Below are 12052 nucleotides of genomic sequence, written 5' to 3' on the forward strand. Positions count from 1 at the left end.
CCCCACCGCACCCCGCCCAGAGTCGAAAGCAGCCCGCGAGCCTTTGCGAATCCCTACCATCGCCCCATGAACCGAGCCCGGTTGCCGCTGCTGGCGTTGGCGCTCCTCGCGACGATCGGCGGCGCGATCCTGCGTGCGGCCTACGTCCACGAGCACACATGGCAGTGGGCGCTCATGCCCAGCGCCGCGGCACCCAAACTCGAGTTCGCCCACCGCACCTATTTGCGGGGCGCCACCCAACACGACATGCCGTCCGGTGTGATCGAGCAGGGCCGAACGATGGGCGGGGGCACGATCCTCGCGCTGCCGCCCGGCGCGTACGCATCCACGGCGGTCTTCGTGAAATCCGGCGACACGATCACCGGGTACGGACTCTCCGGGGGCCCCTGAGCCCAGCTCACCTACGAGCCGCCGACCCGGCGCGGCAGCATCCGGCAGCCCTCCGAGCCGGTCCAGCCCTTCCTCCGAGGGGGCCCAGGTGCACACTCCGTGTGCCACCGCATCACCATGGCGCGCAGGAGGGCTGGACAGTCTCTGCGGTCCGCCTACTGGCTCCGCTATGGGTCGGTGGCTCTCCATGTCGGTCAGCGAGAAGCCCGGCCCAACGCCGGACCAGTTCCGGACCACCGCTGACAGAACCGGCCAGAAAACCGACCGGTCTCAGCACAACCACCGGTAACCAGCGGTAGACAACGGTCGGTCACGTCGTGCTCGGCCCGACGAGGCGCCGATCTGGGGGTCAAGGGGTCGCAGGTTCAAATCCTGTCAGCCCGACCAACCGGGGCCTGACCTGTCACCACAGGTCAGGTCCCGTTCTCATGCCCCACCACGGCCGCCGTTGACGACACCCTCCGGTCCAGGTCCGAGCCGCCCAGCCAGGACGCGTGGCGCGCGGAACAGGTCGGCTCAGGTGACGGACGGCGCCAGGTCGGGGGTCGACGCATCCTCACGCTGCCCGTGCGCCCCACTGACGTGGGCGCCCCTGCCGAGCAGCCACAGGCCCAGGACGAGCTCGAACGGCACGTAGGGGGCGTACAGGACCCGGCTCGGTTCGAGGTCCCGGTTCCAGACGAGCGCGAGGGTGGCGACCAGGACGAGCGGCACCGCGAGCAGCCCCCAGAGGGCCAGCACCCGCGGGACGATCCTCGACCGGTACAGCAGCCAGTACCACGGCATCGCCCCGACGCAGAAGAACAGCATGTCGACGTCGCCGGCGTGCTGAATGAGGCTGAGGGCGAGCGCGCCAGACGACTGCCCGCCCGACGCTGTTGCCGCGTCCGCAGCACCCGGCCCCTGGCTCAGGCTCAGCAGGACCGCCAGCCCCACGGTCTTGACCGTGAGGAAGACCGCCTCACAGGTCCACAGGACGAGAGCGACCAAGGCAAAGGTCCGGTCCTGCCGGCTGAGGACGAGGTAGAGCAACGCGCTCATGGCCAGAATGCCGATGCTGGTGAGAAGCTCGAGCACCACCGTCGTGCGCATGCGGTCCGGGTTGCTCGCGAGCCTCCTCAGGACGTCGGAGACCCCGCCGTCGAGCAGCGGTGCCGAGAGGAGACCGGCTGCGAGGCTGGTGGCGAACTGGAACACGATGGCTGCACCCAGGTATCGGGGCGTCCTGTCGATGGCCACTACCGACATCACGTCACCTCCCCGGTGTCGTCCCGTGCTCGACCACCTCGACGCCCAGGCTCGCGCCGCCCTGCCTGGCGCCCCTCCTCCCCGCGAGACGTCATGAGGGGGCCGGTCACCTTCGGCCAGGTCCACGCCTGGTACGCGATGGCCACGAGCAGCGCGAATTCGAGGACGCTGCCCACCACGAAGTAGGCCCACTCGCCCACCGCGCTCGCGGCGATGGTGACGGCGTAGATCCCTGCCACGGCCATGTTCACGGCGCGGGTGACCCTCGCCGGCATGACCAGGCTGAGGAGCAGCATCAGGCTCGGCACGGCGACATACACGATCACGCCCAGGAGGTAGCCCTGTCCGACCGTGAAGGCGGCCACCGTGCCGGCCTCGAGGTCGGCCCGCACGTCCTTGCGGTACAGGCTGAAGAGGTCCACGCACACGAAGAGGAAGAGCATGGACGTCCACGACGCCGCGATCGTGAGCCGTGGGTCGACCCGGTGGTCGAGGTAGTGGGTCGTCGTCGTCACTGTGACCTCCAGCTGCGGGATGCCGGGCGCGGCGTCTCCGTGCGGCTCATCCGCGTCCACCCCAGACTTCCGGCGGGTCGGTGGTGTCGACAGAGGAGAAGGTCCCCGGGCGACTCCTGGGACGAGGTCCACGCGTCACGACGCCTACCACCCGCCCTGGGGAGAGGCGGTGGGAGTGGAGGCCGTCACCGGTCACGGCGCAGCCACCCGGCACACCGGCTCTCAGCCCTCGTAGTGCGCGAGCCAGCCGGTGAGGATGCGCTCGAGGTCCCGCCGGTCGGCGGGGGAGAGCGCCTGCAGGATCCGCTGCTCGTTGGCGAGGTGCGCCGCGATGGCCTCGTCCACGAGCGCGCGGCCCTGGTCGGTGAGGGCCACGACGCGGCCACGGCGGTCTCCGGTGGCGGCGCGGCGCGTCAGCAGGCCGGCCGCCTCGAGCCGGTCCAGCCGTTTGGTCATCCCGCCGGTCGTCACCATCGTGTGCCGGGCGAGCTCGCCGGGAGCCAGCTCGAAGGGCTCGCCCGCGCGGCGCAGCGAGGCCAGCACGTCGAAGTCGCCCTCGCCCAGCCCGAACCGCCGGTAGACAGGCAGGAGCTCGTCGGTGAGGTGTGCGGCGAGCCGGTGCAGGCGGCCGATGACACCCACGGGCGAGGTGTCGAGGTCGGGCCGTTCGCGCCGCCACTGGTCCTGGATCTGCGCGACCCGGTCCGTCGCGGACCCGTCCGGGGACTGCTGCTGGGCCATTCGCGGAATATACCTTCCTCGGAAGGCATTGAGGGTCTCGTGGAGTCGAACCTGCGTGTGGTCCTCACGACCGCCCTCGCCCCGATCGCCTGGGGCGCCAACTACTACGTCATCCGGCACACCCTGCCCGCCGACAGCCCGCTCTGGGGCTCGGCGCTGCGGGCGCTGCCGGCGGCCCTCGTGCTGCTGCTGGTCGCGCGCCGACTGCCGCGTGGTGCGTGGTGGTGGCGCTCGGCGGTCCTGGGCACCCTCACCGTCGGTGGCTTCTTCCTGCTCGTCTACCTCGCCGCGCAGATGCTGCCGAGCAGCGTGGCCGCCTCGATCATGGCGGCCTCGCCGCTCGTCCTCGCCGGCTTCGCCTGGCTGCTCGCCTCCGAGCGACCGACCGCCCGCGTGCTGGCCGGCGCCGTGGTGGGAATCCTCGGGGTGCTCCTGGTCGTGGCGGCCGGGTCGGGCGCCGTCTCCGGCTGGGGCATCGCGGCCTCGGCCTCGGCGATGGCGATGTCCTCGTTCGGGTTCGTGCTGGCCAAGCGCTGGTCCGACGACACGCCCGTCGTGGCGTCGACCGCGTGGCAGATGCTGTTCGGCGGTGTGCTCCTGACTGTCGTCGCCGCTGTCGCCGAGGGTGCCCCGCCCGCACTCGACGCGAAGGGCGTCGCCGGCGCCGCGTTCGTCAGCCTCATCGGCACCGCGCTGGCGTTCGTCGTCTGGTACGACGGCCTGCGGCGCCTGTCCGCCGGCACCGTCGGCGTCATCGGCCTGCTCAACCCGGTCACGGGCGTGCTGCTGGGCGCGCTGGTGGCGGGCGAGCACCTGACGACCTGGCAGCTGCTCGGCATCGCCCTGGTGCTCGGCGGGATCGTCGTGGGCCAGCAGCGGTCCGGCGCGAAGGCCCGCCGGGCCGCGGCCGAGCGCGCCCGGGCTCGGGAGCCGGAGCGCGTCGCCGCCTGACGTCGCGCCGGAACACCCCGGGGCTGGCTTCACGGCGGCGGACGTCGTGGGCGCCGGCGCTCGGGACACGCGCGCCCGCCACGTCAGGCGCTCCGGGCTCGGGTCAGGCGCTCCCCACGGCGCACCAGGCCTCGGCGCGGACCTCGAACGGTGCCTGCGGCAGGCGCAGCTGTGCCAGGGCCCGCAGCGCCTCCCGGCGCTCGTCGTCGAGCGCGGCGACGTAGGCCCCGGCCGGCCCCACCCCGAACGTGTACGGCTCCCACCAGTCCTCGAAGGATTCGTAGCGCGTGGTGACCGCCAGTGAGGACTCCCGGACGTCGGCCAGCCCGGCCTCGCGCAGGAGCCGGCCCAGCTGTCCTCGCTCCGTCCCCGCGAGCAGGCCCTCACCCTCCTCGCCGGGGTCGAACTCGCGGACCACGTCCCAGAACGCCGAGACGGGACCCTGGCGCCCGGCGTGGTCCCAGACACACGCTGCCACGACGCCTCCCGGACGGGTCACCCGCGCCATCTCGCGCAGGCCGGCCACCGGGTCGCGCATGAAGTGGACGACGAGCTGCGCGAGGGCTGCGTCGAACCCGTCGTCGGGGTAGGGCAGCTGCTCGGCGGCGGCAGCGACGACGTCCACCCCGGGCAACCGCGTCCGCGCTGCCTCCACGAACGAGCGGGAGGGGTCGCAGGCGTGCACCCGGTCCGGCCCGAGCCGCTCGGCCAAGGTCGACGTCAGGGCGCCGGGGCCGCACCCCACGTCCAGCACCGACTGGCCGCCGCCCGGCACCACGCCCGCCGCGTCGGCGAACACGGACGCGAGCGGCTCGGAGAATCGGCCCATGAACCGTCCGTACGCCTGCGCGGTCACCTCGAAACCCACGGACCCGAGCGTCCGCCGCCTCCGCCGTGTCGTCAATGCCCGGGGTGTGCAGCCTGTGGCCGCGGTGTCGACGGGACGTGCAAAGCCGCGCAAAGGGATGCAAACGCGCGTCCGTGCATACCAAGGACAGTTTCTCGGCGTGGAGTTCCGCAAACGCCCTCCACGTGGTCTCCTGCGGAGCTACAGTTCGGCCGTCGGTCACAGCTTCGGCAGGAGAACCCCCCATGCGTCCCACGATCATCGGCGTCAAGCTCGGCGCTGCCCTCGTCATCGCCCTCGGGATCGCCGGAGGGGGGACGGTCGCCTACGCGCTGACGTCCTCGCCTCTGGACGGCACCTCGGCCACGCCGACGGCGTCGGCCACGACCGAACCCACCGCGACCACGACGGCCGACCCGACCGAGACGGAGACGGCCGACCCGACCGAGACGGAGACGGCCGACCCGACCGAGACGGAGACGGCCGACCCGACCGACACCCAGACGACCGACCCCACGCAGACCAGCACGGCCGGCCCCACCGCCACCGGAACGCAGGGCCCGGACGCCACCGGTCCGGCGGCCCGCGGCCTCTGCACCGCCTGGACGCACCACCAGGGCCGCACCACCGGCAAGTCCGCTGACTCGACCGCGTTCCGCGCGCTCGCGGCGGCTGCGGGTGGCCAGGACCAGGTCGGCGCGTACTGCGCGACCGTGCTCGGCACGGCTTCGCAGCCCCAGCCCTCGCAGACCGGGGACCAGGGCAGCGCGCCGAGCGCCACCGCCTCCGCGACGAGCCACGGCATGTCCGGTGGCTCGGGCCACTCCGCAGGCAAGGGCGGCCAGGGTGGCAAGCACGGCCAGGGCCACGGCAGGGGTCACTGACCTCGCCGACGCCGCGGGAGCCCCAGGCGGGTTCCCGGCTCACGCCAGACCGGCCGGCTCTACCCACGGGTGGCGCCGGCCGGTTCGTGTCCCTGAACGCTGCGGCGAGCTCTCCCCGAACGCTGCGGCGAGCAGTCGCTACAGCGCCGCGGCGATCCGCGAGACAGCCTCGCGCAGGATGCCCGGGGAGGTCCCGAAGTTGAGCCGGGCGTGTCCCGTCCCGCCCGTGCCGAAGCCGGGTCCGGGGTGCAGCGCCACCCTGGCGCGCTCGCGCAGGACGGCGCTCGGGTCGTCGCCGAGCCCGACGGCGCTGAAGTCCAGCCACGCCAGGAACGTCCCCTCGGGCACCCGGTAGCCGACGCCGGGCAGCTGCTCGGCCACGAGGTCGGCGAGCAACCGCCGGTTCTCGTCCAGGCCGGCGAGCAGCGCGTCGAGCCAGGGGCCGCCGTGCAGGTAGGCGGCGCGGTGCGCGGTCACCCCGACGTGGCTCGCGCCGTGCGACACCTCCTCCGGGATGCGGGCGAGCTCCGCGGCCGCCTCCGGCCCCGGCACGGCCAGCGCCGCCTTGAGGCCGGCCAGGTTGAACGCCTTGGACGCCGACATCAGGGCGACGGCCCGCGCGCCGGCCGGCAGCGACGCCACGGGGGTGAACGTCGCGCCCTGCGGCACGAGCGGAGCGTGGATCTCGTCCGCGACCACCCGCACACCGTGCCGCTCGGCGAGCTCGATCGCGGCGGTCAGCTCCTCGGGCGTGTGCACCGTGCCAGTGGGGTTCTGCGGGTTGCACAGGAGGTATGCCGCGCCGCCGCCGTCGCGGGTCGCGTCGACGAGGGCGCGCTCGAGCGACTCGAGGTCGATGCGCCCGGTCCCGCCCAGCGGCGCCTCGACCACCCGCCGCCCGAGGTGCTCGACGAACTGGAAGAACGGCGGGTACACGGGGGAGTTGACGACGACGGCGTCGCCGTCGCGGGTGAGGAGCTTGAGCACCTCGACCACACCGAGCATCACGTCCGGGACGATCTGCATGTCGGCGGGGTCCGGGTGCCACCCCCAGCGCTCGCCCGCGAAGCTCGCGAGCGCCTCGGCGTAGTCCTCGGGCCACGGGTACCCGGTGTCGCCGGACTCGAGCGCGTCGTGCACGGCCCGCCGCACCGGCTCGGCCGGGACGACGTCCATCTCGGCCACCCACAGGGGCAGCACGTCCGGCCCGTACAGCCGCCACTTGACGCTGCGCCGCCGGCGCAGCTGCTCCAGACCCGGTCCGAGCAGCGGGTTGTCCATGCCTGCGAACTCTACGCAGCAGCAGCCGGTTAGGCTTCGGACGTGGTCGGACGAACGGAGCGGGGGAGCGCTGTCGACGCGCCGTCGCGACCCGTCCCAGTGTCCGGGCAGGTGCTCAACGTCCCCAACGCCCTGTCGGCGCTGCGCCTCGTGGGCGTGCCGGTCTTCCTGTGGGCCATCCTCACCCGCCACGACGCGGTCGCCCTGATCACGCTGATGGTGTCCGGGGTCAGCGACTACCTCGACGGCAAGATCGCGCGCCGGTTCGGCCTGGTCTCCCGGCTGGGGGAGCTGCTCGACCCGCTGGCCGACCGCCTGTACATCGCGACGACGCTCCTCGGCCTCGCCTGGCGCGAGATCATCCCGTGGTGGCTGGTCGGCGCGCTGGTCGGCCGCGAGGTGCTGCTCGCCGTGGTCCTGTGGTGGATCCGCCGCTACGGGCAGGTCGGCCTGCCGGTCCACTTCGTGGGCAAGGCCGCGACGTTCAACCTCCTCTACGCCTTCCCGCTGCTGCTGCTCGGCCAGGGCACGAGCGCGTTCGCCCAGTGGGCCCAGCCGATCGGCTGGGCGTTCGCCTGGTGGGGCACGGTCCTGTACTGGGTCGCGGGCGTCATGTACATCGTCCAGGCACGGCAGGTGGTGGCCTCCCACCGCGCCGTGCCGGCCCGGTAGGGCTGCGGCGTGGTCCCCACCTCGCACCGCTCGGACGCGCCACCGCCGACCCCCACGGGGCGGCGCCTGGACGAGTCCATGACGCTGCTCACCTCGATGATGGAGCGTCCCCTCGACCCCGGGTATGCCGCGGCCGCCGAGCGCCGGGTGGCTGCCGGGCTGCCGCCCAGCACGGGGTTCCGCACCCCTGTGGTCGTCGTCGCGTCCGCGGTGGTCGGCCTGCTGCTCACCTTCGGGGCCCTCGCCCTGCGGGCCCCCGCCACGGCGGCGGCCAAGGCGAAGTCCGACCTCGTCTCCCAGATCGAGACGCGCCGGGCGGCGGCCGACCGGCAGGAGACGACCCTGCGCTCGATGCAGGCCGACATCGACCGGTTGCAGAAGGAGGCGCTGGGTGACCAGCAGGCGGCCCTCCAGTCCAGGCTCGACACGCTGAGCCTGGTGTCCGGCTCGGAGGCCGTCACGGGCAAGGGCATCGTCCTCACCCTCGACAACGCCCCCGGCAGCGACGCCAACAGCGCCGACGGCAACCCCCGGACGAACACGGGGACCGACGAGGGGAAGGTCTTCTCCAAGGACCTGCAGATCGTGGTCAACGGCCTGTGGGAGGCGGGGGCCGAGGCCATCGCGGTCAACGGGCAGCGGCTCACGTCCCGGTCGGCGATCCGGTTCGCGGGCGAGGCGATCCTCGTCAACTACCGACCGCTCACGCGCCCGTACCGCATCAGCGCGATCGGGGACCCCAGCGGGCTGCAGACCGGCTTCGCCGAGAACGACGGGGGGTCGTACGCGCGCGCCCTGCACGACAACTACGGCATCCGTGTTTCCATGGACACCGCCACCTCGCTGACCCTCCCGGCCGCGGCGTCGCTGACGGTCAGCGTGGCGACCGTCCCGCGACCGACCGCCAGCGCCACGGCCACGCCCACCCGCTCGCGCACGACCTCCCCGACACCGGCCACGTCCACCGCGACCCCGTCACCTTCGGAGACCTCACCGTGATCCCCCTGCTCGGCCTCATCGGCGGCGTCGTCATCGGTCTCGTCTGGGGCCCCGACGTGCCCGTGGCGCTCCAGCCGTACCTGCCCATCGCCGTCATCGCCGCCCTCGACGCGGTGTTCGGTGCGGTGCGGGCGGTGCTCGACGGGATCTTCAACGACAAGGTCTTCGTCGTGTCGTTCCTGGCCAACGTGGTGGTCGCTGCCTTCATCGTGTTCCTCGGTGACCAGCTCGGCGTCGGCTCGCAGCTGTCGACCGGCGTCGTCGTCGTGCTCGGTGTCCGGATCTTCTCCAACGTTGCCTCGATCCGGCGGCACCTGTTCAAGGCGTGACGATGAGCGCCACGCCCCCGTCCAGCGGTCCGGACCCCCGACCCACGCCGACATCCCCACCGGACGGCGCCTGGCACCGGCTGCTGCGCATGGCGCGGCCGCGGGCCACCCGGGCCAACGCCCTCGCGGCCCTGCTCGCGATCGGCCTCGGGTTCGCCATCGCCACCCAGGTGCAGCAGACCAACCAGAACGGCCTGGAGCAGCTGCGCGAGGACGAGCTGGTCCGCATCCTCGACGACGTCAGCTCGGAGCAGGACCGCCTCTCCGCCGACGTCCGGGCGCTCGAGCTGCGCCGCGACCGCCTGCTCTCCGGGGCCGACGGCAGCGAGGAGGCGCTGAAGTCGGCGCAGGAGCGCGTCGACACCCTCGGCATCCTCACCGGAACCGCCCCGGCCACGGGCCCCGGGGTCGTCATCACCATCAGCGACCCCGACCACAAGGTGACGGCGGCCCGGCTGCTCGACGCCCTGCAGGAGCTGCGGGACGCCGGGGCGGAGGCGGTTCAGGTCAACGACGTCCGCGTGGTGGCGGACACCTGGTTCACGGACAGCAACGGCGCCGTCGAGGTCAGCGGCCACCAGATCAGCCCGCCGTACACGATCCGCGCCATCGGTGACAGTGCCACCATGGCGTCCGCCATGGACATCCCCGGCGGGGTCACCGAGTCGGTCCGGCGCGACGGTGCCACGTCCACCGTCCGCCAGGCCGACACCGTCGAGGTGACCGCATTGCAGAGCCTGACGGAGCCTCGTTACGCTCGCCCCGTCCCGGCGCCCTCCAAGTGACAACCAGCCGGTGACCCCACGGCGCCCCGCCGACCTCCGCACACCCGAGCAAGGAGCAGCATGAGCGAGCTGGAGTACCCCGAGGACCTGCGCTACACCGCTGAGCACGAGTGGGTGCGCGCCGGGGACGACGGCACGGTCCGGATCGGCATCACCTCCTTCGCCCAGGACTCCCTCGGCGACGTCGTCTACGTGAGCCTCCCGGGTGTCGGCGACACCGTCGCGGCGGGCGACGCCTGTGGCGAGGTCGAGTCCACCAAGTCCGTGAGCGACCTCTACGCGCCGCTCGCCGGAGAGGTCACCGCGGTCAACTCCGCCCTGGACGCGACCCCCGAGCTCGTCAACACCGACCCGTACGGCGAGGGCTGGATGTACGAGCTGCGGCCCTCCGACGAGGGCGCCCTCGACGGGCTCATGGACCAGGCCGCCTACAAGGACCAGCTGGGCTGACCCGCCGCCGGCTCTGGGCGATTCCGCTGCACCGTGCAGGCGGCGTCGCCTAGGGTGTGTGCTTTGCTAGGGACGGGACAGTCGAACACGACGAGGGAGCGCGCAGTCATGAACGGCAGCGAGAGGGACGACCAGGCGTCGCGGCCGCAGGAGCCGACGACCATGCGGCTGCCGGGCATCCACGACCTCGCGCAGGTCGACACGACGGCCGAGCCGGAGGTCGCCCTCAGCAAGGCCGACCAGGCCACCGTCGACGCGCTGCGCCCGGGCACGGCGCTGCTCGTCGTCCTGCGCGGCCCCAACACCGGGGCACGCTTCCTGCTCGACGACGACGAGGTCCACTCGGGTCGCCACCCCGACAGCGACATCTTCCTCGACGACGTCACCGTCTCGCGCAAGCACGCCACCTTCCGCCGCGAGGGTGACACCTTCGTGGTGCGCGACGTCGGGTCCCTCAACGGCACCTACGTCAACCGCGAGCGGATCGACGAGGTCGCGCTGCACACCGGCGACGAGGTGCAGATCGGCAAGTTCCGGCTCGTCTTCTACGCCGGCAAGGCCTGACCCGGCACGGTGTCCGCCCGCCCGCCACGCCGGTCCATGACGATCGGCGCCGTGCTCGCGACGCTCCAGCAGGACTTCCCGGACGTCACGATCTCCAAGATCCGCTTCCTCGAGGCCGAGGGCCTCGTGACGCCCGCCCGCACGGCCTCGGGCTACCGCACGTACTCGGATGCCGACGTGCAGCGGCTGCACTACGTGCTGACCGCCCAGCGGGACCACTTCTGGCCGCTGAAGGTGATCCGGGAGGCGCTCGACGCGCTCGACCGCGGCCTCACCCCGCCCCGCAGCGACCAGCCGGGCTTGCCGCGGCCCGTGGTGCCGGCTCCCGGCGCGGACCCGGACGTGCCGACGGCGCAGGAGCTCACCGCGGCCCCGACGCTCCGCCTGACCCGGGACGAGCTGGTCGAGTCCAGCGGGGCCGGGGAGTCCCTGCTCCGCGACCTCGAGACGTTCGGGCTGGTGCGCCCCGACGGCGAGGGCCACTACGGCGACGCCGCGCTGTCGGTGGCGAGCACCGCCGCCGGGCTCGCGGCATACGGCATCGAGGCCCGGCACCTGCGGCCGTTCCGGACGGCCGCGGACCGCGAGGTGGGCCTGGTCCAGGCGGTCGCCACCGGGCGTGCGGACGACCCCACCGGGGAGGTCCTGCGGCTGTGCATCGCCCTGCACACGGCCCTGGTGAAGGACGGGCTGGGACGGGCCTGAGCCGGTGACCCGGCGCGGGGGTACGGTGGGATCGTGAAGGTCCTCGATGTGCTCGGTGTGCGGGTGGAGATGCCCACCAACCACCCGATCGTGCTGCTCCGCGAGCGGGACGGCGACCGCTACCTGCCGATCTGGATCGGCGCCGCGGAGGCGACCGCGATCGCGTACGCCCAGCAGGGCATCGAGCCGCCGCGCCCACTGACCCACGACCTGATGAAGAACGTCATCGAGGGCCTGGGGCACCGGCTCACCGAGGTGCGCATCGTCGAGATCAAGGACGGCGTGTTCCACGCCGCGCTGGTCTTTGACGGCGCCGTCGAGATCTCCTCGCGGTCCTCCGACGCGATCGCCCTGGCGCTGCGCACCGGGACGACCATCGTGACGGGGGAGAGCCTGCTGGAGGAGGCCGGCGTCTCCATGTCGGCCGAGGAGGACAAGGACGACGAGGTCGAGCGGTTCAAGGAGTTCCTCGACCACGTGTCCGCGGAGGACTTCGAGACCAAGCCGGGGGAGGGCGGCACCGAGGCGTAGCGCGGGCGTGGCGCGCAACCGCCGCCCGCGACGCACACCCTGACCCTCAACTGCACATCGAGAGATGACCTCCGCGCTGCGACACGCCGACGCGCGAAGGTCGAGTGGTTGTTGACCTGCGCTGACGCCCCGCCGTACCGTCAGGTCAAGACCTGTAATG

The 12052-nt window shown here is 72.8% G+C and carries 16 protein-coding genes; 11 read left to right on the plus strand and 5 right to left on the minus strand.

Annotated features, from left to right (window positions below):
• Positions 1 to 66 precede the first annotated feature (66 nt).
• The gene (locus ACFUC1_RS12620; protein ID WP_379120203.1) at positions 67 to 390 is read left to right on the plus strand and encodes a hypothetical protein; all 324 of its coding nucleotides are present in this window, start codon (positions 67 to 69) and stop codon (positions 388 to 390) included.
• A 516-nt stretch (positions 391 to 906) separates the two neighbouring features.
• Here the strand turns inward: ACFUC1_RS12620 and ACFUC1_RS12625 are convergent.
• The 3 genes from ACFUC1_RS12625 to ACFUC1_RS12635 all read right to left on the minus strand — a co-directional run bounded on the left by ACFUC1_RS12625 (position 907) and on the right by ACFUC1_RS12635 (position 2894).
• Positions 907 to 1638, minus strand: coding sequence for a DUF4386 domain-containing protein (locus ACFUC1_RS12625; RefSeq protein ID WP_379120205.1), 732 nt, complete (start codon positions 1636 to 1638; stop codon positions 907 to 909).
• Positions 1638 to 2153: a DUF6326 family protein gene (locus tag ACFUC1_RS12630; protein ID WP_379120207.1), complete on the minus strand. Its 516-nt coding sequence runs from the start codon at positions 2151 to 2153 to the stop codon at positions 1638 to 1640. The genes ACFUC1_RS12625 and ACFUC1_RS12630 overlap by 1 nt, the downstream gene beginning before the upstream one ends.
• A 222-nt stretch (positions 2154 to 2375) precedes the next feature.
• Positions 2376 to 2894 (minus strand): MarR family winged helix-turn-helix transcriptional regulator, encoded by a 519-nt coding sequence (locus ACFUC1_RS12635; RefSeq protein WP_379120209.1) that lies wholly within the window; start codon positions 2892 to 2894, stop codon positions 2376 to 2378.
• Between the two features lie 39 nt (positions 2895 to 2933).
• Here ACFUC1_RS12635 and ACFUC1_RS12640 point away from each other — a divergent pair, with 39 nt between their 5' ends.
• Positions 2934 to 3845: a DMT family transporter gene (locus tag ACFUC1_RS12640; protein WP_379120211.1), complete on the plus strand. Its 912-nt coding sequence runs from the start codon at positions 2934 to 2936 to the stop codon at positions 3843 to 3845.
• A gap of 103 nt (positions 3846 to 3948) precedes the next feature.
• Here ACFUC1_RS12640 and ACFUC1_RS12645 read toward each other — a convergent pair whose 3' ends face one another.
• Positions 3949 to 4713, minus strand: a complete 765-nt coding sequence (locus ACFUC1_RS12645) for a class I SAM-dependent methyltransferase (RefSeq protein WP_379120213.1) — start codon at positions 4711 to 4713, stop codon at positions 3949 to 3951.
• A 224-nt stretch (positions 4714 to 4937) separates the two neighbouring features.
• On the opposite strand from ACFUC1_RS12645, the gene ACFUC1_RS12650 reads away from it, so the two are divergent.
• Positions 4938 to 5576, plus strand: coding sequence for a hypothetical protein (locus ACFUC1_RS12650; RefSeq protein ID WP_379120215.1), 639 nt, complete (start codon positions 4938 to 4940; stop codon positions 5574 to 5576).
• 138 nt (positions 5577 to 5714) lie between these two features.
• Here the strand turns inward: ACFUC1_RS12650 and ACFUC1_RS12655 are convergent, their stop codons facing one another.
• The gene (locus ACFUC1_RS12655) at positions 5715 to 6857 is read right to left on the minus strand and encodes a MalY/PatB family protein (protein ID WP_379120217.1); all 1143 of its coding nucleotides are present in this window, start codon (positions 6855 to 6857) and stop codon (positions 5715 to 5717) included.
• A gap of 42 nt (positions 6858 to 6899) precedes the next feature.
• Between ACFUC1_RS12655 and ACFUC1_RS12660 the strand changes: the two genes are divergently transcribed.
• The 8 genes from ACFUC1_RS12660 (at position 6900) to ACFUC1_RS12695 (ending at position 11892) form a co-directional block, all read left to right on the plus strand.
• Positions 6900 to 7529, plus strand: coding sequence for a CDP-alcohol phosphatidyltransferase family protein (locus ACFUC1_RS12660; RefSeq protein WP_379120219.1), 630 nt, complete (start codon positions 6900 to 6902; stop codon positions 7527 to 7529).
• Positions 7530 to 7607: 78 nt separating this feature from the next.
• The gene (locus tag ACFUC1_RS12665; RefSeq protein WP_379120221.1) at positions 7608 to 8528 is read left to right on the plus strand and encodes a DUF881 domain-containing protein; all 921 of its coding nucleotides are present in this window, start codon (positions 7608 to 7610) and stop codon (positions 8526 to 8528) included.
• A complete protein-coding gene (locus ACFUC1_RS12670) occupies positions 8525 to 8857 on the plus strand; it encodes a small basic family protein (RefSeq protein WP_310156848.1) in 333 nt (110 codons plus the stop codon). Before ACFUC1_RS12665 ends, ACFUC1_RS12670 begins: the two co-directional genes overlap by 4 nt.
• 2 nt (positions 8858 to 8859) lie before the next feature.
• Positions 8860 to 9642: a DUF881 domain-containing protein gene (locus tag ACFUC1_RS12675; RefSeq protein ID WP_379120223.1), complete on the plus strand. Its 783-nt coding sequence runs from the start codon at positions 8860 to 8862 to the stop codon at positions 9640 to 9642.
• Positions 9643 to 9702: 60 nt separating this feature from the next.
• Positions 9703 to 10092 carry a glycine cleavage system protein GcvH gene (gcvH, locus tag ACFUC1_RS12680; RefSeq protein ID WP_379120225.1) on the plus strand — a complete coding sequence of 130 codons (390 nt, stop codon included), beginning with the start codon at positions 9703 to 9705 and terminating at the stop codon, positions 10090 to 10092.
• 108 nt (positions 10093 to 10200) lie between these two features.
• Entirely contained in the window at positions 10201 to 10656 is a 456-nt protein-coding gene (locus ACFUC1_RS12685) for an FHA domain-containing protein (RefSeq protein WP_379120227.1), read from the plus strand.
• 36 nt (positions 10657 to 10692) lie between these two features.
• The gene (locus ACFUC1_RS12690; protein ID WP_379120229.1) at positions 10693 to 11361 is read left to right on the plus strand and encodes a MerR family transcriptional regulator; all 669 of its coding nucleotides are present in this window, start codon (positions 10693 to 10695) and stop codon (positions 11359 to 11361) included.
• A gap of 33 nt (positions 11362 to 11394) precedes the next feature.
• Entirely contained in the window at positions 11395 to 11892 is a 498-nt protein-coding gene (locus ACFUC1_RS12695) for a bifunctional nuclease family protein (protein ID WP_379120230.1), read from the plus strand.
• Positions 11893 to 12052: the final 160 nt, after the last annotated feature.

Origin of the sequence: Pedococcus sp. NPDC057267, assembly GCF_042668795.1 — a bacterium.
Classification (GTDB): domain Bacteria; phylum Actinomycetota; class Actinomycetes; order Actinomycetales; family Dermatophilaceae; genus Pedococcus.